Source organism: Streptomyces bobili, assembly GCF_002154575.1.
Classification (GTDB): domain Bacteria; phylum Actinomycetota; class Actinomycetes; order Streptomycetales; family Streptomycetaceae; genus Streptomyces; species Streptomyces bobili.
Genome location: NZ_MUBA01000421.1, coordinates 1 through 20,090, shown reverse-complemented (window position 1 = coordinate 20,090; position 20,090 = coordinate 1). Strand labels below are relative to the sequence as shown.

At 70.5% G+C, this 20,090-nt stretch carries 21 protein-coding genes; 8 read left to right on the top strand and 13 right to left on the bottom strand.

Annotated elements, in window-relative coordinates; translation table 11 throughout:
• The 5 genes from BZL64_RS28805 to BZL64_RS28785 form a co-directional block, all read right to left on the bottom strand.
• Positions 1-671: histidine kinase (locus BZL64_RS28805; RefSeq protein WP_483025111.1), on the bottom strand; the 671-nt coding region annotated here is incomplete at its 3' end.
• Positions 672-961: 290 nt separating this feature from the next.
• Positions 962-2,140, bottom strand: coding sequence for an alginate lyase family protein (locus BZL64_RS28800; protein WP_086772094.1), 1,179 nt, complete (start codon positions 2,138-2,140; stop codon positions 962-964).
• A 171-nt stretch (positions 2,141-2,311) separates the two neighbouring features.
• Positions 2,312-3,085, bottom strand: a complete 774-nt coding sequence (locus BZL64_RS28795) for a DUF3710 domain-containing protein (protein WP_086772093.1) — start codon at positions 3,083-3,085, stop codon at positions 2,312-2,314.
• A 1-nt stretch (position 3,086) separates the two neighbouring features.
• Positions 3,087-3,638, bottom strand: a complete 552-nt coding sequence (gene dut, locus BZL64_RS28790) for a dUTP diphosphatase (RefSeq protein WP_086772092.1) — start codon at positions 3,636-3,638, stop codon at positions 3,087-3,089.
• On the bottom strand, positions 3,635-4,219 hold the full coding sequence (locus BZL64_RS28785) for a PaaI family thioesterase (RefSeq protein ID WP_086772091.1): 585 nt from the start codon (positions 4,217-4,219) through the stop codon (positions 3,635-3,637). The genes dut and BZL64_RS28785 overlap by 4 nt, the downstream gene beginning before the upstream one ends.
• Before the next feature lie 113 nt (positions 4,220-4,332).
• On the opposite strand from BZL64_RS28785, the gene BZL64_RS28780 reads away from it, so the two are divergent.
• Positions 4,333-4,797, top strand: coding sequence for a DUF3093 domain-containing protein (locus BZL64_RS28780; protein WP_086772090.1), 465 nt, complete (start codon positions 4,333-4,335; stop codon positions 4,795-4,797).
• A gap of 76 nt (positions 4,798-4,873) precedes the next feature.
• Here BZL64_RS28780 and BZL64_RS28775 read toward each other — a convergent pair whose 3' ends face one another.
• The 4 genes from BZL64_RS28775 to BZL64_RS28760 form a co-directional block, all read right to left on the bottom strand.
• Positions 4,874-5,812 (bottom strand): hypothetical protein, encoded by a 939-nt coding sequence (locus BZL64_RS28775; RefSeq protein ID WP_208639540.1) that lies wholly within the window; start codon positions 5,810-5,812, stop codon positions 4,874-4,876.
• A 13-nt stretch (positions 5,813-5,825) separates the two neighbouring features.
• Complete coding sequence (locus BZL64_RS28770) at positions 5,826-6,122, bottom strand: DUF4193 domain-containing protein (RefSeq protein ID WP_003993510.1); 297 nt, start codon at positions 6,120-6,122, stop codon at positions 5,826-5,828.
• Between the two features lie 395 nt (positions 6,123-6,517).
• Positions 6,518-7,750: a sensor histidine kinase gene (locus BZL64_RS28765; protein WP_086772089.1), complete on the bottom strand. Its 1,233-nt coding sequence runs from the start codon at positions 7,748-7,750 to the stop codon at positions 6,518-6,520.
• A 4-nt stretch (positions 7,751-7,754) separates the two neighbouring features.
• Complete coding sequence (locus BZL64_RS28760) at positions 7,755-8,408, bottom strand: response regulator transcription factor (RefSeq protein ID WP_020125132.1); 654 nt, start codon at positions 8,406-8,408, stop codon at positions 7,755-7,757.
• A 415-nt stretch (positions 8,409-8,823) separates the two neighbouring features.
• On the opposite strand from BZL64_RS28760, the gene BZL64_RS40320 reads away from it, so the two are divergent.
• Complete coding sequence (locus tag BZL64_RS40320) at positions 8,824-8,997, top strand: hypothetical protein (RefSeq protein WP_167396212.1); 174 nt, start codon at positions 8,824-8,826, stop codon at positions 8,995-8,997.
• 108 nt (positions 8,998-9,105) lie between these two features.
• On the opposite strand, the gene BZL64_RS28755 is transcribed toward BZL64_RS40320, so the two are convergent.
• Together BZL64_RS28755 and BZL64_RS28750 are read right to left on the bottom strand one after the other, a co-directional pair.
• Positions 9,106-9,921, bottom strand: a complete 816-nt coding sequence (locus tag BZL64_RS28755) for an inositol monophosphatase family protein (protein WP_086772088.1) — start codon at positions 9,919-9,921, stop codon at positions 9,106-9,108.
• 8 nt (positions 9,922-9,929) lie between these two features.
• The gene (locus tag BZL64_RS28750; protein WP_086772087.1) at positions 9,930-11,057 is read right to left on the bottom strand and encodes a ferrochelatase; all 1,128 of its coding nucleotides are present in this window, start codon (positions 11,055-11,057) and stop codon (positions 9,930-9,932) included.
• Between the two features lie 248 nt (positions 11,058-11,305).
• Between BZL64_RS28750 and BZL64_RS28745 the strand changes: the two genes are divergently transcribed.
• From BZL64_RS28745 to sepH, 3 genes are all read left to right on the top strand, one after another.
• Positions 11,306-12,544 (top strand): MFS transporter, encoded by a 1,239-nt coding sequence (locus BZL64_RS28745; RefSeq protein WP_086772086.1) that lies wholly within the window; start codon positions 11,306-11,308, stop codon positions 12,542-12,544.
• Entirely contained in the window at positions 12,504-13,823 is a 1,320-nt protein-coding gene (locus BZL64_RS28740) for a D-arabinono-1,4-lactone oxidase (RefSeq protein ID WP_086772085.1), read from the top strand. The genes BZL64_RS28745 and BZL64_RS28740 overlap by 41 nt, the downstream gene beginning before the upstream one ends.
• A 543-nt stretch (positions 13,824-14,366) precedes the next feature.
• Complete coding sequence (gene sepH, locus BZL64_RS28735; RefSeq protein ID WP_086772084.1) at positions 14,367-15,404, top strand: septation protein SepH; 1,038 nt, start codon at positions 14,367-14,369, stop codon at positions 15,402-15,404.
• 159 nt (positions 15,405-15,563) lie between these two features.
• On the opposite strand, the gene BZL64_RS28730 is transcribed toward sepH, so the two are convergent.
• Positions 15,564-16,415 carry a sulfurtransferase gene (locus BZL64_RS28730; RefSeq protein ID WP_086772083.1) on the bottom strand — a complete coding sequence of 284 codons (852 nt, stop codon included), beginning with the start codon at positions 16,413-16,415 and terminating at the stop codon, positions 15,564-15,566.
• A gap of 296 nt (positions 16,416-16,711) precedes the next feature.
• Between BZL64_RS28730 and BZL64_RS28720 the strand changes: the two genes are divergently transcribed.
• The 3 genes from BZL64_RS28720 to BZL64_RS28710 all read left to right on the top strand — a co-directional run bounded on the left by BZL64_RS28720 (position 16,712) and on the right by BZL64_RS28710 (position 19,437).
• On the top strand, positions 16,712-17,515 hold the full coding sequence (locus BZL64_RS28720; protein WP_086772081.1) for a VOC family protein: 804 nt from the start codon (positions 16,712-16,714) through the stop codon (positions 17,513-17,515).
• A 164-nt stretch (positions 17,516-17,679) separates the two neighbouring features.
• Positions 17,680-18,483 carry an SMI1/KNR4 family protein gene (locus tag BZL64_RS28715; protein ID WP_086772080.1) on the top strand — a complete coding sequence of 268 codons (804 nt, stop codon included), beginning with the start codon at positions 17,680-17,682 and terminating at the stop codon, positions 18,481-18,483.
• A gap of 126 nt (positions 18,484-18,609) precedes the next feature.
• Positions 18,610-19,437 carry an SAM-dependent methyltransferase gene (locus BZL64_RS28710; RefSeq protein WP_086772079.1) on the top strand — a complete coding sequence of 276 codons (828 nt, stop codon included), beginning with the start codon at positions 18,610-18,612 and terminating at the stop codon, positions 19,435-19,437.
• Between the two features lie 117 nt (positions 19,438-19,554).
• Here BZL64_RS28710 and BZL64_RS28705 read toward each other — a convergent pair.
• Positions 19,555-20,090 (bottom strand): thymidine kinase (locus BZL64_RS28705; protein WP_086772078.1); only part of this gene is annotated, 536 nt, incomplete at its 5' end.

The following is a 20,090-nucleotide window of genomic DNA, read 5'->3' as shown; positions in this document are numbered from 1 at the left end:
ACCCGGTGCTCGCTGCGGTACTGCTTCAGGTGCTCGTCGACCCGGTCGGCGACCCACAGCAGGGCCAGTTCCCGCAGGGCGGTGAGGTTGCCCGGCCGGAAGTAGTTGGACAGGGCCGCGTCGACCTTGTCCGGTGTGTAGATGTTGCCGTGGGCCATGCGGCGGCGCAGGGACTGCGGCGACATGTCGACCAGCTCGATCTGGTCGGCACGGCGTACGAACTCGTCCGGGACCGTCTCGTGCTGCCGCACTCCCGTGATCGACTCCACGACGTCGCCGAGGGACTCCAGGTGCTGGATGTTCACCGTGGAGATCACGTCGATGCCCGCGCCGAGCAGCTCGTCCACGTCCTGCCAGCGCTTGGCGTTGCGTGAGCCAGGGACGTTCGTGTGGGCCAGCTCGTCCACGAGGGCGACCCGGGGACCGCGGGCGAGCACCGCGTCCACGTCCATCTCGGTGAGGACGGCAGCCCGGTGCTCCAGCTGCCGTCGGGGAATTTCCTCCAGGCCGTGCAGCATCGCCGCCGTACGAGGCCGGTCATAGTGCTCGACGAACGCCACCACGCAGTCCGTGCCCCGTTCCACACGCCGGTGGGCTTCGGACAGCATCGCGTACGTCTTGCCCACGCCCGGTGCCGCGCCGAGGTGGATCCGAAGCTTGCCGCGTGCCATGTCCTCATTGTCTTCCGCCGACTCCTGCCTGCGCAGCGTCGACCTTACGGCCGACGACATGGACAAAGGGAGCGAGAGGGACGGCGCGGGATGCCTTTGACGCAACCCTGACGCGGCGGACACCCCGCAGGCCGACCCGGTCATACGCTCTCCCCCTCGATCCCTCGTCGATCCCTCGTCGCTTCCCCTCACCACTACATCGGACGGGACCCTCCGAACGGTTCACGTCGGAGGGTCCCGGTTTCACCTGCTCTGCGGAAGCCGTCACCGGCACACCGCGACGCCCTCTCTCACACCGTGCTGTCCCCGTGCGTGAGCGTCTCCCAGGCGAGGAAGAGATTGTTGCTGCCCGCAGGGCGGTTCTGGAGGGTCAGCGTCCCGGTGTTCGTCATCGCGATGCCGAGCCGGTTGTGCAGCGCGTTGTAGCCGACCTCCGTGACCGGACCGAGGCCCAGCTTCAGCGAGCCGCCGCACAGCCAACTCGGTGCGGCGGTGCCGAGCTGGTACGTGGCGTGGAGGCCGAGGGCGTGCCGCAGACGTTCGCCGACATCGGTGCCGTACAGGTCCTCGCCCTGGATCCGGCTGGTCTCGGCGATGTGCGCGATCGCCGAGATGCCGTACCCGGTGTGGGTGAAGTCCCGGCAGGTCTCCTGGCTGAGGCCGTTGACGAAGGTGGACTGGCCCTGCCAGTAGGCGACGATCTTCGCCCGGGTGTCGAGGTTCTGGCTCGGTACGGTCCTCGGCAGATCACCGTCGGACGCGAGGTAGACGTAGGCGCCCGTGCGGGTGCGGAACTTCGCCATGGCCTTGTCGTAGGACGCCTTGTCCTCCAGGAAGACGGAGATGCCGACGGCGGCCTCCATCATCGACAGTTCCCAGTTGCCGTTGGAGTTCGAGCCGTTGATGACCTCCGGGAGGTAGACGTCGCGGAGCATGCCGGCGAAGCGCCCGGAGCCGGCCCAGGTGCCGGTATACGTGTACTTGATGATCTCGGCCGCCTTGGGCCAGGAGGAGCCCGCCCAGCCGGCCTGGAGGGGCGCGTTGCTGTTGGTGTGATCCTTGATCACCGCGGACCAGGCGTCCATCAGCTCGATGGCCTTCCTGGCGTGCCGCGCGTCGCCCGTGACGTACCAGGCCAGGGCCTGGGTGTAGGCGGCGATGGCGTCCTCGCGCTCGTCCGTGCAGCCGTTGTTCGGGTTGGAGTACGAGCCGCACTCGACGATCGCGCGCGGCTTGGGGACGCGGTTCAGGTCGGCATACCTGCTCGCGAGCATCCGGTCGTAGGCACCCTTCCAGGGCTGGGCGCCGGCGTCGACCTGTCGGCGGGCGAAGTCGAGCTGGGCCCGGGAGACGGTGACGCCGGGATGGGCGAACGCGGCGGGGGCGGCCTCGGCGCGGGTGGCGGCGGGTGAGGCGAGGGTGCCCAGGAGGAGGGCGGCGACGGTCACGAGGAATGCGGGTCTACGCACAGCGACTCCGTTCTCGTATGTGAACAAAGAGCGCCCTTATGAACTAGGCGTTGAGCGGAGACCGTAGGTACAGACCAATGGGGCGTCAAGGGTGCGCGCACGCCGAAAGGGCCGCACCCCCGGAAGGGGATGCGGCCCTTTTCTGTGACTGCTTGCCGAGCGGCGGGCCCGCTAGCGGACTTCCGTGATCTCCGGTCCGCGCTGCAACTGACCCATGCCGCCGGAGAAGCGGGAACCCGCGTCCTCCTGCTGAACGGTCTCGGGAACCATCTGAGCGTCGTTCGGCAGCTTCAGGACGATCGGGTCGCGGGGCGCCATGGGGCCCTCACCACGGACGACGACCGTGTCCCGGAAGATCTGCTCCAGCAGACCCGCGGCCTGCGGCTGCACCGCGCCCTGCCCCGAGATCACCCCGCGCAGGAACCAACGGGGACCGTCCACGCCGACGAACCGCACAACATGGAAACCGCTCGTGCCGTCCGGCAGCTGCACCGGCACCTGTGCCCGCAGCTCCCAGCCCAGCGGCCCCTCGACCTCGTCGATGATGCCGCCCTGCTGGGTGATGCCGGAGCCGATCTCCTCGCGCACCTCGCCCCAGATGCCCTCGCGCTTGGGAGCGGCGAAGGCCTGGAGCTGGACGGCACTGTCGCGCAGCACGACGGTCGCCGCGACGATCGCGTCACCGGCGACCTCCACCCGCAGCTCCATGCCGTCGACACCGGGCACGAAAAGGCCGCCCAGATCGACGCGGCCCTCTGCCGGGTCGCGCACCTCCGAGCTGTCCCAGGGTCCGTCGGGCCGCGGCTCCGGCTCCAGCCGTACGCGCTCGCGTCCGCCCTCTGCCTCGTCCGTCTCGTCCGCCCCAGTGTCGACGCTGTCGACGACCTGCTCGGCCTCGCCGGCCGCGTCCTCGGCGGCACCCTTCTTCTTGCGACGTCCGAACACGTCACTGTCCTTCCCGGTCGGATACGACCGAAGCGTATCGATTCCCACCCGTCGCGCCGCCCACGGCGGCATGACCGTTTGTGCCGCTTCCGCCGTCCACGGCGGCGTGGCCACCGGTGGACCCGAAGCCCCCCTCGGCCCGCACCGAATCGGGAAGCTCCGCGACCTCCTGGAAGCGGACCTTCTCGACCTGCTGGACAACCAGTTGGGCAATCCGGTCGAAGCGCTCGAACCGCACGGACTCGCGCGGGTCGAGATTCACCACGATCACCTTGATCTCCCCACGGTACCCGGCATCAACCGTCCCTGGGGCATTCACGAGGGCGACGCCGCACCGGGCGGCCAGCCCCGACCGGGGGTGCACGAAGGCCGCGTACCCCTCAGGCAGCGCGATGGACACCCCTGTGGGCAGTACGACCCGCTCCCCGGGCCCCAGTTCACAGCTCTCGGTGGTCCGCAGATCGGCACCGGCGTCACCGGGATGCGCGTACGTCGGAAGCGGTACGTCAGGGTCCACGCGCCGGATCAGCACGGGCACGGGCTCACGGCTCACGGGTTCACCTCGAAGGCGCGGGTGCGCCGGACCTGGTCCGGGTCGCTCATGGCGGCGTCGATCTCCGCCCGACGGCCGTGCTCGACGAAGTGCTTCACGTCGACCTCGACGAAGAGAGCGTCCGCGCGGACGGCAACGGGTCCGGCGGGTCCGCCGATCCGGCCGGTGGCGGTGGAGTAGATCTTCCGTCCGGCCACGGCCGTCACCTCGGCCTCCAGATGCAGCGTGGTACCGACGGGTACGGGCCGCGCGAAGTCGGTCTCCAGCCGTCCGGTCACGGCGATCGTGCGCAGCAGCCAGTTCAGCGAACCGAGCGTCTCGTCGAGCGCGGTGGCCAGGACCCCGCCGTGCGCCAGGCCGGGCGCCCCCTGATGAGCGGCCTGCACGGTGAACTCCGCGGTGACGGTCACGCCCTCGCCGGCCCGTGCCTCCAGGTGCAGCCCGTGCGACTGCCCGCCGCCGCACCCGAAACAGTGTTCGTAGTGCGCGCCGAGAAGCTCGCCGGGCGCGGGCGCATCGGGGTGCCGGACCGGTTTCACGGCGCCGGCCGGAGGCTGAAGAGCTGCGGAAGTACCACTCACAGCCGCAGACCTTACCCGCCCGCCGGTCGCCCACCCGCACCCCGACCGGCAGCGCTGAGCGCGGGCCACCCCTGATCCGGGCACGGTCCGGCCACCGTGCCAAGCTTGGGTACATGCAGCTCTCCGCCACCCCGTACGACGAACGCCTCACCGCTCCCCGCTCCTGGTGGTTCATCTCGTTCCTCGTGGGCGTCGCCTTCGCCCTGATCCTGCTGCCGTTCGGCACCCTGCCGCTGCTCGGCGGCCTGGTCGGCGGCACCGCGGTAGCCGCGGTCGCGGCCAGTTCCTACGGCTCGATGCGCATCCGCGTGGTCGGTGACTCCCTGATCGCGGGAGAGGCGAAGATCCCGGTCGCTGCCCTGGGTGAGGCGGAGGTACTGGACGCCGAGGAAGCGCAGGCCTGGCGCACGTACAAGGCGGACACCAGGGCGTTCCTGCTCCTGCGCGCGTACATCCCCACCGCGCTGCGCGTCGAGGTCACCGACCCGTCCGACCCGACGCCGTACCTGTACCTGTCGACCCGTGAACCGCAGCGGCTGGCCGAGGCGCTGCGAGCGGCGCGCGAAACCGCCGCGTAGACAGGTCTCGCGGGACGTGCCGGGCGGGCGACCGCGGCGGGGGAAAGGTTTCTCCTCCCCCGCGCGAAGACTTCGCTCAGCCCCCGAGTTCCCGGGGTTCGTCCCGCAGGGGCAGCGGGTGCTCCGGCTTCTCCAGGGGCGGCAGCTCGGGCAGCTCGTCCCACGGCACCTGCATCCTGCGCAGGTCCGCCCGGACCTTCACCGCCAGTTTCCTGGTGTCCCGGCGGTTCATGAGCGCACCCACGGCCGCCCCCACCAGGAAGGGCATGAGGTTCGGCAGGTCGCGGACCATGCGTTTCATGATCTGCTGCCGCAGCTCGCGCTTCATCTGGCCGCCGAGCGCGGAGTTGAACGAGGCGGGCTTGAGTACGTCCACGCCGCGTTCGCCCGACCACGAGCGCAGGTAGGAGGTGCTGCGTTCGACGAGGTTGCCGGCGGGGCGTACGCCGTAGACCTCGTGCAGTTCGGCGATCAGTTTCAGTTCGATCGCCGCCACGCCGCTGATCTCCGCGGCGATCTCGGCCGGCATGGCCGGCGGTACGGGCAGCATGGCCGCCGCGCCGATACCCGCACCCACGGTGGAGGTGGCCTTCGCCGCGCCCGCCACCAGCTTGTCGGCGAGCTGCTCCGGCCCCAGTCCGGGGAACTGCCTGCGGAGCGTCCGAAGATCCCGTACGGGGACCCGCGGGGCCATCTCGATGATTCGGTCGGCGAGGTGGGCGAGACCCGCCCTGGCGCGGCTGCCGCCCCTGCGGGCGCCTTCCTTGGCCAGGTCCACCGCCTTGTGGCGGATCGCCGCGGCCCGTCGCCTGGCGACGGGCGCGGCGCCCTGAGCCGGCGCCGGGAGGTCACCCCGGTCGCCCGCCGCTTCGAGCGAGGCCGATCCCGCAGGGACAATTCCCCTGCCGGATGAGCCTCGCTCGTCGTCACGCACGCCGTGAGGGCCGTCGGACGGCCCCTTGTCCGCTCCCGACAGGAGGAAGCGGCGCTTCCGAGGAGGGGTCGAGCCAGTCACGGCCGACCCGCCCTCAGTCGCAGTCGCGGCAGATCGGCTGGCCGTTCTTCTCGCGGGCCAGCTGGCTGCGGTGGTGCACCAGGAAGCAGCTCATGCAAGTGAACTCGTCCTGCTGCTTGGGCAGAACCCGGACAGCCAGCTCCTCATTGGAGAGGTCTGCGCCGGGCAGTTCCAGGCCTTCTGCGGCCTCGAACTCGTCGACATCGACTGCGGACGCGGACTTGTCGTTCCGCCGGGCCTTCAGTTCTTCAAGGCTGTCGGAGTCAACGTCGTCGTCGGTCTTGCGTGGGGTGTCGTAGTCGGTTGCCATTTCGCCTCTCCCCCTCTGGGTATCTGCGGTGTCTCCAGCGCACGTAACGCGTGAGAGGCCGGACTTGTGCCCGCCTCGAGGCGGAGATTTTGCCTCACATCAAGGTCTGTTACTCAATCGACACCCAACCGGACTCCTCAAGAGTGATCGGCTTGGATGGCGATCGGGACCGTACACGGTCCTAATGCCGCACTTCAAAAGCGCCTCACCGTGTACTTCCCGTGATCAGGACCCCGGAAAACCCGGAGTTTCCGGGCTTTCCGGCAGCATTCATGATCACGGAGAGTGGATGGCCGGAAATTCGCCCTTGTGATCGATCACACACGGGAAAGCCCGATCAAGGCCCTAAAAATTCCGCTTAAAGCGAACAAGCCCATGTGTGTCGCGGCATGGTCTCAGAGCGGCAGGCTGACTCGCATCACGAGCCCTCCTCCCTCGCGCGGCTGAGCCGCGATATGGCCGCCGTGCGCCCGTGCCACGGAGCGCGCGATCGACAGGCCGAGCCCGACGCCCTTGTCACTGCCCGTACGCTCCGTGCGCAACCGCCGGAAGGGCTCGAAAAGATTGTCGATCTCGTAAGCGGGTACCACCGGGCCCGTATTGGACACGACGAGGACCGCCTGGCCGTGCAGAACCTCAGTGGTCACCTCGACCCAGCCGTCCTCCGGGACGTTGTAGCGCACGGCGTTCTGCACCAGGTTAAGCGCGATCCGCTCGAGCAGGACGCCATTGCCCTGCACGACCGCGGAATCCCGCTTCCCGCGGATCTTCACACCCTTCGCCTCCGCCTCGCCGTGCACCTGGTCGATGGCCTGCCCGGCGACCTCCGCCAGGTCGACCGGCTTGCGCTCGACGATCTGGTTGTCGCTGCGGGCGAGCAGGAGCAGGCCCTCCACGAGCTGCTCGCTGCGCTCATTGGTGGCCAGCAGCGTCTTGCCGAGCTGCTGGAGCTCCACCGGCGCGTTCGGGTCGGAGAGGTGCACCTCGAGGAGCGTGCGGTTGATGGCCAGCGGCGTTCTCAGCTCGTGGGAGGCGTTGCCGACGAAGCGCTGCTGAGCGGTGAAGGCGCGCTGCAGCCGCTCCAGCATGTCGTCGAAGGTGTCGGCCAGCTCCTTCAGCTCGTCGTCCGGCCCGTCCAGCTCGATACGGCGGGACAGGTCCGAGCCCGCCACGGAGCGCGCGGTACGCAGGATCCGGCCGAGCGGGGCGAGCACACGGCCGGCCATCGCGTAGCCGAACGCGAACGCGATCACGGCGAGCCCGAGAAGGGCCAGCAGGGAGCGGCTGAGAAGGTCGTCCAGGGCGTGCTGGCGCTGCTGGTTGGCGCACTCGTTCATCGCCCGGTTGAGCTCACTGGCGGTCGGCTCGTTGGGGAAGTTGCAGATGTCGCTGGCGACCTGCCCGGTGAGGATCTTGAAGGGCAGTTCGCTGCCGACGTTCAGCGCGTTCGCCGCCAGCAGGTAGATGATCGACAGCAGCAGAATGCCGGCGATCAGGAACATCCCGCCGTACAGCAGCGTGAGCCGTATCCGGATGGTGGGGCGCAGCCAGGGGAACGGGGCCTGCGGCCTCCGGGGATCCCAGGTGGGCTTGGGGGGCGCCTGGGGAGGCGCTGGAGTGGTGGCCATGAGCTCAGATCCGGTAGCCGGAACCGGGGACGGTGACGATCACCGGCGGTTCGCCGAGCTTGCGGCGCAGGGTCATGACGGTGACGCGCACGACGTTGGTGAACGGGTCGGTGTTCTCGTCCCAGGCCTTCTCCAGGAGCTGCTCCGCGGAGACGACGGCCCCCTCGCTGCGCATCAGCACCTCCAGGACGGCGAACTCCTTCGGGGCGAGCTGCACCTCCTTGCCGTCGCGGAAGACCTCGCGGCGGTTCGGGTCGAGCTTGATGCCGGCGCGCTCCAGCACGGGGGGCAGCGGCAGGCTGGTACGCCGGCCGAGGGCACGCACGCGTGCGATCAGTTCGCTGAACGCGAAGGGCTTCGGGAGATAGTCGTCGGCGCCGATCTCCAGGCCCTCGACGCGGTCGCTGACATCGCCGGACGCCGTGAGCATCAGCACGCGGGTGGGCATGCCCAGCTCGACGATCTTGCGGCAGACGTCGTCGCCGTGCACGAGCGGGAGGTCACGGTCGAGGACGACCACGTCGTAGTCGTTGACGCCGATGCGCTCCAGGGCGGCCGCGCCGTCGTACACGACGTCGACGGCCATGGCCTCCCGGCGCAGTCCGGTGGCCACCGCATCGGCGAGCAGTTGCTCGTCCTCGACGACGAGTACGCGCACGTCGCTTGTCCTTCCTGTGTCCACCCGCGTAGCGCGCTGTGGGCGCACGTCGGCGGGGGGCTTGGTGAGTGTGTTCCTCCATCCTGCCCTTTTCGGCCATAAGTCGGCGGTAAGACGAGTGCGAGGGCCATGAAGGACGGGTGTGAAGCCTGGGAATGCCAGATTTTCTCGTCGGGTTGAGGTTTCTGCGGAAGGGAGCGGGGGGAGGACGGCTTTACACCCCGCGATCACGCTCTGCATGTGCCGTAGCACCATGTGGCACTCCGCGATCCGCTTGCCGCAGAGTGGGCGTGGGTGTCCGGCACCGTCGCCGCCCGGCTGGGCAGCGCTGGGCACCTATGGAGACGTGATCGCCCCTTCCCAACCGGCACACCCCCGTGCCACAGACCCACGACCCAGGACGAGGGGGCGCAGCATGGACGCATTCACCGCAGGACTTCTGCAGCGCATAAGGGCGACCGAGTCCGACCTGACGCGGGCTCGCAACGAGGGCGACGACTTCCTTGTGGAGGTCGAGCAGGGCGAGCTCGACGACCTGCGCCGCCTCGCCGCCGAGCACGGTGTGCAGGTCGGTGTGACGACGGCCTGAACAGGTCACCCGCACGACGAAGGGGCCCCGGCGAATCCAGCGCCGGGGCCCCTTCGTGTGTCCGCGCCGCCCGCCTGGTCCAAGCCCGGCCGGACACGCGTCGTGCGCTCAGTCGTGCCAGGCGCCGAAGTCCTCCAGGAGCCGCTGGAGGGGCTCGAAGACGCCGGGGGTACCGGCGATCGCCAGCTCGCGTGAGGGCCCCTCTCCGGGGCGTCCACCGGTCAGGGCGCCCGCCTCCCGGGCGATCAGGTCGCCCGCCGCGAGGTCCCAGGGGTGCAGACCGCGTTCGAAGTACCCGTCGAGGCGCCCGACGGCCACGTCGCACAGGTCGACGGCCGCCGAGCCGCTGCGCCGGATGTCGCGCAGCAGCGGGATCAGTCGCTGGGCGACGTCGGCCTGGTGGGCGCGGACCGCGGTGACGTAGTTGAAGCCGGTGGAGACCAGCGCCTGCTCCAGCGGTGCCGCCGGCCGGCAGGCGATGCTGCGCTCGCCCTCCCAGGCCCCGGTCGCCCACGCGCCGCCGCCGCGCACCGCGCGGTACGTCTCACCGCGCATCGGGATCGCCACGACCCCGGCGACGGTCTCGCCGTTCTGCTCCGCGGCGATGGAGACGGCCCAGGTGGGCAGCCCGTAGAGGTAGTTCACGGTGCCGTCGAGGGGGTCGATCACCCAGCGGATGCCGCTGCTGCCCTCGCTTGAGGCGCCCTCCTCGCCGAGGAAGCCGTCGTCGGGGCGGTGCTCGGAGATCAGGCCGGTGATCAGTTTCTCGGCCGCGATGTCCATCTCGGTGACGACGTCGATCGGGCTCGACTTGGTGGCGGCGACCGCGAGGTCGGCCGGGCGGCCGTCCCGCAGCAGGTCCCCGGCCCGGCGGGCGGCTTCCCCGGCCAGTTCGAGCAGTGCGGTGTGCAGGGGGTCGGTCACGGCGCTCCTCACGCGTACGGGCTGTCGGCGCCCGAGGCGGCGGGCTTGGCGGCCCGCGACGGGCAGCAGCCGACGGGGCAGAGGTCGTGGCTCGCGCCGAGGGCCCCCAGGGCGCACGGGGTGACGGCCCGGCCGCTCTCGGCTGCGGCGCGCTCCAGGACCAGTTCACGGACCGCGGCGGCGAAGCGCGGGTCGGCGCCGACGGTGGCCGAGCGGCGCACCGGCAGGCCCAGTTCCCCGGCCTTGGCCGTGGCCTCCGTGTCGAGGTCGTAGAGGACCTCCATGTGGTCGGAGACGAAGCCGATGGGTGCCATCACGACGGCCGGCACCCCGGCGGCGTGCCGCTCCTCCAGGTGGTCGCAGATGTCGGGCTCCAGCCACGGGATGTGGGGGGCACCGGAGCGGGACTGGTAGACGAGCTGCCAGGGATGGTCGACGCCGGTGCGCTCGCGGACCGCGTCGGCGACGAGCCGGGCCACGTCCAGGTGCTGCGCGACGTACGCGCCGCCGTCCCCGTGGTCCTCGACGGGGCCGGAGGTGTCGGCGGCCGTCGTCGGGATGGAGTGGGTGGTGAAGGCGATGTGGGCGCGGTCCCGGACGTCCTCGGGAAGGTCGGCGAGGGAGCGGAGCACACCCTCGATCACGGGCTCCACGAAGCCCGGGTGGTTGAAGTAGTGCCGCAGCTTGTCGATCTTCGGCGGCTCCAGTCCCTCGGCCTCCAGGGCGGCCAGCGAGTCGGCGAGGTTCTCGCGGTACTGACGGCAGCCCGAGTACGAGGCGTAGGCGCTGGTGGCGAGGACGAGGACGCGCCGACGGCCGTCGGCGACCATCTCGCGCAGGGTGTCCGTCAGGTACGGGGCCCAGTTGCGGTTGCCCCAGTAGACCGGCAGGTCGAGCCCGTGGTCCGCGAAGTCCTTGCGCAGGGCGTCCAGCAGGGCGCGGTTCTGGTCGTTGATGGGGCTGACCCCGCCGAACAGGAAGTAGTGCTGCCCGACTTCCTTGAGGCGTTCCTTGGGGATGCCGCGCCCACGTGTCACGTTCTCCAGGAACGGGACCACGTCGTCCGGGCCTTCCGGTCCGCCGAAGGAGAGCAGGAGCAGGGCGTCGTAGGGGGTGGCATCGAGCGCGTCTCGCATGTCTCGATCCTGCCACCCGTGACCGACGGCCCAAAAACACCGGGTGGCGTGCCGGTGCGGCTCCCGCCCGGAGGGGCGCACGAGGGGTGCGTTAGGGTTGCCTAACTCGTAAGCTGTATCAGCTGCGGACGCGCCTTACCCGCCCGGCCGCACTCGTTGCATGACCTACCGAGCCCCCGCAGAACCACCTCTTCCTCGCGCCGTGCCGAGCCGCCACGCACGCGTGACCGGACCCGACGGAGACCTCCGTGCCCAGCCCCTACCGCGCCCTGTTCGCCGCCCCCGGCTCCAGGCGTTTCTCCGCCGCGGGGTTCCTCGGCCGCATGCCGCTGTCGATGATGGGCATCGGCGTGGTCACGATGGTCTCCCAGCTCACCGGGCGCTACGGCCTCGCGGGTGCCCTCTCGGCGACCATCGCGCTGTCGGCGGCGGCGATCGGGCCGCAGATCTCGCGCATGGTGGACCGGCACGGACAGCGCAGGGTGCTGCGGCCGGCCACGCTGGTCGCACTCGTCGCGTCGGCGGGGCTGCTACTGGCCGCGCACTTCGAGTGGCCGGACTGGGTGCTGTTCGTGTGCGCCGCCGCCATCGGTTCGGTGCCCTCTCTCGGGGCGATGATCCGGGCCCGCTGGGCGGCCGTGTACCGGGGCACCCCGCAGCTGCACACGGCGTACTCCTTCGAGTCCGTGGTGGACGAGGTCTGCTTCATCTTCGGCCCGATCATCTCCATCGGTCTGTCCACGGCCTGGTTCCCCGAGGCCGGTCCGCTGCTGGCGGCCTGCTTCCTCGCCGTCGGCGTCTTCTGGCTGACCGCACAGCGGGCCACCGAGCCCGAGCCCCACCCGCAGGAGCGCAAGGGCGGCGGTACGGCGATGCGCTCGCCCGGCCTGCAGGTGCTGGTGGCGACGTTCGTGGCCACGGGGACGATCTTCGGGGCGGTCGACGTGGTCACCGTCGCCTTCGCCGACGAGCAGGGGCACAAGGCCGCGGCGAGTGTGGTCCTGGCCCTGTACGCGGCCGGTTCCTGCGTGGCGGGCCTGGTCTTCGGTCTGCTGCGCCCCCAGGGAAGCCCCGAGCGACGCTGGTTGCTGGGCGTGTTCATGATGGGCGTGAGTATGATCCCCCTCCTACTGGTCGGAAACTTGCCGTTTCTGGCCGTGGCGCTCTTCGTCGCGGGTCTCGCCATCGCTCCCACGATGATCACGACGATGTCCCTCATCGAAGAGCACGTACCGCGCGCGCAGCTGACCGAGGGCATGACCTGGGTGAGTACCGGGCTCGCGGTCGGGGTGGCGCTGGGCTCCTCGATCGCCGGCTGGGTCATCGACTCGGCGGGCGCGCGAGCCGGGTACGGGGTTCCGGCGGTGTCCGGGGCCGTCGCGGTCGCGGTCGGTTTCCTCGGGTACCGCCGGCTCAGCAGGCCGGCGCCGGGTCGTGGAGGCACCGTTGAGCAGCACAGCGAGCGGGAAGAGCGGCACGTGGCGTAACTGGGGCGGCAATGTCGCCTCCCGCCCCGCGCGGGAGGTCACGCCCGCCTCCGTCGACGAGCTGGCCGCGGCCGTGCGCCGGGCGGCCGAGGACGGGCTGACGGTCAAGGCGGTCGGCACGGGCCATTCCTTCACGTCGATCGCCGCGACTGACGGTGTGTTGATACGCCCTCAACTGTTGACCGGGATCCGCAACATTGATCGCGATGCCTTGACCGTCACGGTTGAGGCCGGAACTCCGCTCAAGAGACTCAACCTGGCCCTGGCACGTGAGGGGCTGTCGCTCACCAACATGGGCGACATCATGGAGCAGACCGTCTCCGGGGCCGTCAGTACGGGCACCCACGGCACCGGCCGTGAGTCGGCCTCCATCGCCGCGCAGATCAAGGGCCTGGAGCTGGTCACCGCGGACGGCTCGGTACTCAACTGCTCGGAGAAGGAGAACCCGGAGGTCTTCGCGGCGGCCCGGATCGGTCTGGGCGCCCTCGGTGTCATCACCGCTATCACCTTCGCCGTGGAGCCGATCTTCCTGCTCACCGCGCGCGAGGAGCCGATGCCGCTCGACAAGGTCCTCGCCGACTTCGACGAGCTGTGGGCCGAGAACGAGCACTTCGAGTTCTACTGGTTCCCGCACACGGGCAGCACCAACACCAAGCGCAACAACCGCAGTGCGGGCCCGCGCAGGCCGGTGGGGCAGTTGGCCGGCTGGTTCGAGGACGAACTGCTCTCCAACGGCGTCTTCCAGGCGGCCCAGTGGGTCGGACGGGCGGTGCCCGCCACGATCCCCGCCATCGCCCAGGTGTCCAGCAAGGCGCTGTCCGCGCGCGGTTACACGGACATCCCCTACAAGGTCTTCACATCGCCCCGCCGGGTCCGGTTCGTGGAGATGGAATACGCCGTACCGCGCGAGGCGGTGACGGAGACGCTGCGTGAGCTGAAGGCCATGATCGAGCACTCTCCCCTGCGCATCAGCTTCCCCGTGGAGGTGCGCATGGCGCCGGCCGACGACATCACCCTGTCCACCGCCTCCGGCCGTGACAGCGCGTACGTCGCCGTCCATATGGTCAAGGGTTCGCCGTACCAGGGCTATTTCACCGCCGCCGAGCGCATCCTCACCGCGCACGAGGGCCGGCCGCACTGGGGCAAGATCCACACACGGGACGCGGAGTACCTCGCCGGGGTCTACCCGCGGTTCGGCGAGTTCACGGCGTTGCGGGATCGGCTGGATCCTGACCGGCGGTTCCAGAACGACTACTTGCGACGGGTTCTGGGGCAGTAGCGGCCCGGTCGGCGTGGGGGCCGCCTCCGGTCCGGTTCCCGTCCTCCGGCTCGCGCTCGGGGCGGGTTGCGGTGATGTCGTACCGCCGTCGTCGTCCTGCTCGATCAACCAACTGCACGACTGAGGGACGTAGGAACGAAATCGATGGTTCCGTTTCCGGTGATCGCGTGAAGTACGCCACGTCCAAGATCGCGGAAAGCGCTTGCCAAATCGTCAAGTCGCACTCCTTGCCAGAAGTTGGGTGGCGAGCCAATCCACGCGCGTGGCCCGAATGGAGTACTGTTGCGAGCCCTGGGCCCGGTCTCCCACCAGGACGTCCGGAGCCTTGACGGACTGCCAGGAGGGGGCCGGTTGCACAGGGTTACGGAGTTGGTCACTTAGCGTGGCGAATTGATAACCGTGCCATAACGGCGATCAAGGACCCTCGTGCGACACGCCGGGCAACTCGGCAAGGTTGTGGCAGGCTGCACCCGGGCAGGCCACACTCGACTAGCGGAAGCAGCGACGCACGTGACGTCGGCAGGCACCACCCGGGAGGTCCCCATGCCCGAACTGCGTGTCGTGGCCGTCTCGAATGACGGCACACGGCTGGTGCTGAAGGCTGCGGACAGCACGGAGTACACGCTTCCGATCGACGAGCGTCTGCGCGCCGCGGTCCGCGGCGACCGTCCCCGCCTCGGCCAGATCGAGATCGAGGTGGAGAGCCATCTCCGCCCCCGCGACATCCAGGCGCGTATACGTGCCGGTGCGACCGCGGAGGAAGTCGCCCAGATGGCAGGCATCCCCGTCGACCGCGTACGCCGCTTCGAAGGCCCCGTGCTGGCCGAGCGCGCGTTCATGGCCGAGCGGGCCCGCAAGACTCCGGTCCGCCGCCCGGGGGAGAACGCCGGGCCGCAGCTCGGTGAGTCCGTGCAGGAGCGGCTGACCCTGCGCGGTGCCGAGAAGGACACCGTCCAGTGGGACTCCTGGCGCCGCGACGACGGCACCTGGGAGGTCCTGCTCGTCTACCGGGTCGCGGGCGAACCGCATTCGGCGAGTTGGACGTACGACCCGCCCCGGCGGCTCGTGCAGGCCGTCGACGACGAGGCGCGCTCGCTGATCGGCGAGTCCGACGATCTCGCCGCGCCGGAGCCCAGCTTCCCGTTCGTCCCGCGCATCGCCCGGCTGCCCCGCGACCGCACGATGGACCGCGCGCTCGACCGGCAGAGTCCGCCCGCGCCGCCCTCCGAGCCGACCGAGGAGAGCACCGGCGAACGGGAGCGGGAGCGGGACTCGCTGACCAGCCTGCTGGAGGCGGTGCCGAGTTTCCGGGGCGACATGGTCGTCCCGGAGATCCCCTCCGAGGAACCGGAGGAGCCCGCGGAGGAGCCGGCCGCCGAGGAGCCCCCGGCGCCCGCCGCGTCCGCCGGTTCCGCCTACGCGGACGTCCTCATGCCCCGCTCGGTGGGCAGCCATCGCGACCGCCTCATCGGCTCCACCGACCGCCAGGCGGAGGCCGACGGCGTCCGGCCCGGTCGTCGCGCCGCGGTGCCCAGCTGGGACGAGATCGTGTTCGGCACGAGGCGCAAGAAACAGGAGTGACGACAGCGGGCGGCCGTACGGCAACCCGGCCTCGCCGTCCGCCGGTTCACCTAAGTCGGTTCGCATACACCTTCATACGTGGGAAGGGGCCGCACCCGTTCGGTGCGGCCCCTTTTTCGTGACCCGCACGACAGGGTTTCCGTGTTCCGCGCGACAGGGTTACCGGGGGTCCGGACCCACGGCGACCGGACGGGACGGATCCGAGGACCACTCCGACCACGAACCGACGTAAAGGGCCGCCGGAATCCCCGCCACCGCGAGCGCCAGTACCTCATGGGCGCCGGAGACGCCGGAGCCGCAGTACACGCCCACCTCCGTGCCGTCGGAGGCCCCCAGCGACGTGAAGCGGTCCCTCAGGTCCTCGGCGGGCAGGAAGCGGCCGTCCGCACGGACATTGTCCGTCGTCGGCGCCGACACCGCGCCGGGAATGTGCCCGCCGACGCGGTCGATGGGTTCCACCTCACCGCGGTACCGCTCGCCCGCGCGCGCGTCGAACAGCACGCCGGAGCGGGCCAGCGCCGCCGCCGCGTCCGCGTCGAGCAGCCCCGCCGATCCGGGGCGCGGCTCGAAGTCGCCCTCCACAGGCACTGGGACGTCGACCGACAGCTCCCCCCGCCAAGCCGTCAACCCACCGTCGAGGACCCGCACATCCGGGTGACCCGTCCAGTGCAGCAGCCACCACGCGCGCGCCGCCGCCCAGCCCTGTCCGCCGTCGTACACGACCACCGGCCGCGCGGCCGACACGCCCGCCCGGCGCATCGCGGCGCCGAACTCCGCAAGGTCCGGCAGCGGGTGACGGCCTCCCGCACCGGACGTCCCGGCAAGTTCCCGGTCCAGGTCGACGTACACGGCGCCCGGTACGTGGCCTGACGCGTAGGCGGCGCGGCCGTCGAACGGCGGCTCGCCGGCCGCCTTCGCCACGCTGAGCTGCCAGCGGACGTCCAGCACGACCGGCGGGTTCTCCCCCGCCAGGGCGCTCGCGAGTTCGGATGCGGAGATGATGACGTTCATGGCCCCATCCTCGCGCACGGGGTGGCCCCACCGTCCAGGTCCGGCTACTCTGCTCGGCCGGACAGGCTCGATCACGAGGCGTATGGGATCGGGCACATGCTGTACAGCCGATCAACATCCTTCGGCAATCGCACAAAATGGATGAGGAAGCGCACACCAGGCATCCTCCCGACATGCCCGCCACTGTGCGGCGGCGCGCCCGGAGCGGGCGGCACCGTGGGTGGTGCGAGCATCGGCCCGGGGGCCGGAGTGCGGAAGCGACGCGGCCACCGCGAGTGGCCGAGGAGAGAGTGACGATGCCCGAGGCACGTGGGCCGGCCGGCCTGAACGGCGAAGCGCACACTCGGTACGCGCCTGGCACGCCCTGCTGGGTGAGCCTGATGGTGCATGGATTGACGGCCACGCAGGAGTTCTACGGCGAGCTGTTCGGCTGGGAGTTCCGGCCCGGTCCGCGGCAACTCGGCCCGTACGCACAGGCCCTGCTCGACGGCCGTGAGGTGGCCGGCATCGGCCAGCTCCCCCCGGACCGCCATCTCCCCGTGGCCTGGACGCCCTACCTCGCCTCCGACGACGCGGACACCACTGCGGAAACGGTGCGCCTGAGCGGCGGCACGATCGGCGTCGGTCCGCTGGACGCAGGCGAGGCCGGACGCCTGGCCATCGGCTCCGACCCGGCCGGCGCGGTCTTCGGCATCTGGCAGGCGGCGGGCCACCTCGGCACGGACATCACCGGCGTGCACGGCACCCCCGCCTGGAACGAGCTGCTGACCTTCGAATCGGCGGGCGTCGTCAAGTTCTACGAGACGGTGTTCGGGTACCGCCGGGAGACGGCGGGATCCGAGGACTTCGACTACGTCACCCTGCACCTCGCGGACCGCCCGGTCGCCGGAGTCCACGGGCTGGGCGACGCGCTGCCACGGGACCGGGGGCCGCACTGGATGACGTACTTCGAGGTGGGCGACACGGACGAGGCGGTCGCGCGGGTCGTCGGGCTGGGCGGGCAGGTTCTCGCGCCTGCCCATGACAGCGCGCACGGACGCGTGGCGACGGTCGCCGACCCCGAGGGAGCCCGCTTCGCCCTGATCCAGGGACCGCGCTGACCGGACGCCGCACATGTCCGCTGCCGGCGCGGAGTGAGGGCGGAGGCGGGAGTCCCCACGGGGACGGGCCCGTCGGGGTCTCCCCGAAGGTTCCGGGCGCTCGCGGTCGAAGGCGTGACGAGTGGACGCGTCCGATGTCAGTGGGGTGCGCTTCACTGGAGGCCATGGAGCTCACTCAAGCGACCGTCACCGACCTGCTGGCCCGACTCGGCCCGGGGGACGGCTACATGTACCTGTCCAGCGCCTTGGACCCGGAGGGCCTGTCCGTTCGGCTCGACAGCAGGTACGGCGCCGCGCGCACCCTCGTCCTCGACGGCTTCACCGATCCGACGGTCGACGAGTCCAGGGGCGCGGCTCTCCTTCTCCCCTTCGGGGACCGGGCCGTGACGATACGGGCGTGGGCGTACGGGGATCGGTGGGTCGGCGCGGGTACGGCGCTGGATGCCGAGGGGACCGAGCGGCCGGTGCTGGTCGTCACCCACAGGGAGGTGCCGGAACCCCTGGTGGCCGCTCCGCGCGAGGACGGGGACGTGGACTGGATGGAGCGGCTCCTACGGACCACCGGCTGGACACTGCCCGCTCAGCGGCCGGACGTGGACTGGGCGGAGGTGGAGTCACGTCTGGGCACTCCGCTGCCGAGCGACTACAGGCGCATGGTCGAGACGTTCGGAGAAGGCGCCTTCGACGGATTCCTGACCCTGAACCAGGAGCCGTGGACGAGCCATCGGCAGAACGGCCTGCTCATCTGGGCAGGCACGGAGCACGAGAACCTGTACTGCTGGAGAACCGAAGGCGACGACCCCGACCGTTGGCCCGTCGTGATCCGGTCCTTCGACGGCGAGGACATCCCCTTCGACTGCCAGGCCGCCGAGTTCGTCTGCCGCGTCCTCACCGAACCGGACCACCCGTTCACGATGGCCCACTATTTCGACACCCACTGGTTCATGAGCTATGCGGAGATCGACTGACCGCGCACCGCGCTCGAGCCCTACGCGGAGAGGGCCCTGCCGTCGGCTGACGGCCCGTGAACTCCGGGTTCTCTCCGCCACGAACGCTTCCGAAACGGTGGCCGGCGGCCGGGGTCGCGCGACAAGATGGTCGGCATGACGGATGAAGGCTCCCCGATCGACCCCACCCGGCCGAGCATCGCCCGCGTCTACGACTATCTGCTCGGCGGCAAGGACAACTACGCCGTGGACCGACAGGTCGGCGACGTGTTCAAGCGGGATCTTCCCGGGTCGCTGGCGATCGCCTTCGCCAACCGCGCGGCTCTGACCCGCGCGGTCCGGGAGATCGCCACGACTACCGGCGTACGGCAGTTCATCGATCTCGGGAGTGGCCTTCCGACCGCGGACAACGTTCACCAGGTCGCGCAGCGGCATGCTCCGGAGTCCCGGGTCGTCTACGTCGACATCGACCCTCAGGTACTGGTCCACGGGCGTGCCCTGCTGGAGCAGAACGACCGGACCCGAGTGGTCCCGGCGGACGTACGCGACCCCGAGGCCATACGCACGCACCCGGAGACCCTGGAGCTGATCGACTTCGACCGGCCCGTCGCCGTGATGTTCAGCGCCATCCTTCACCACGTCAACGACGAGGAGGACCCGGCCGGAATCGTCCGCTACTGGCGCGACCAGGTGCCTTCCGGCAGCTACTTCTTCGTCAGCCACTTCCGTTCCGGCAACAACCCCGAGACGGCGGAGGCCGAGCGAGTCCTCCAGCAGACGTTCGGCCGCGGCCGGTGGCGCACCGACAAGGAGATCGAATCCCTCCTGGACGGTCTGGAGATCCTCGCCCCCGGAATAGTTCCCGCGCCCCGGTGGCGTCCGGAAGTGGTGGACAGCCCGTGGAACAGCGTCGGCGAACGGGAACTCACCGTCTGGGAACATCTGATCACCGCCGGACTGGCCCGTAAGCCGTAGGACGGCGCCCACGCGCCGAAGCAGACGCATCGGCGCCGTGGCGGGGCGCGACAGCAGTCCGGGCCGTCCGTGCCCGACAGCAGTCCGGGCCCGTCGGTGAGAGTCGCGGGCGCCGGGTCAGCCGGAGTTGACCGGCAGCACGTCAGGGGACAGGACCGCCGCGTGGGCCGACGCGGCCGTCATGCGTCGGCGATGGTGGCGTCGGCACAGGACCTCGTAGCCGACGGTGTCCGCCTGGTCGACGTCGCCGACGACGACCTGGGCGCCCTCGACGACCATCACTCCCCCGACCGTGCGCGCGTTGTGCGTGGCGCGGGCGCCGCACCAGCACAGGGCCTCGACCTGGAGGACCTCCACGCGGTCGGCCAGTTCCACGAGCCGCTGGGAGCCAGGGAACAGCTTGGAGCGGAAGTCGGTCGTGATCCCGAAGGCGTAGACGTCGATCTCGAGGTCGTCGACCACGCGCGCGAGCTGGTCGATCTGCTCCTCCGCGAGGAACTGCGCCTCGTCCGCGATCACGTAGTCCGCACGGCCTCCCTGCGAGAGGTGGTCGACGAGGTAGCCGTACAGGTCCTGGCCGTCCTCGACCTCCACCGCGTCGGTCACCAGGCCGAGGCGGGAGGACAGCTTGCCCTCGCCCGCGCGGTCGTCGC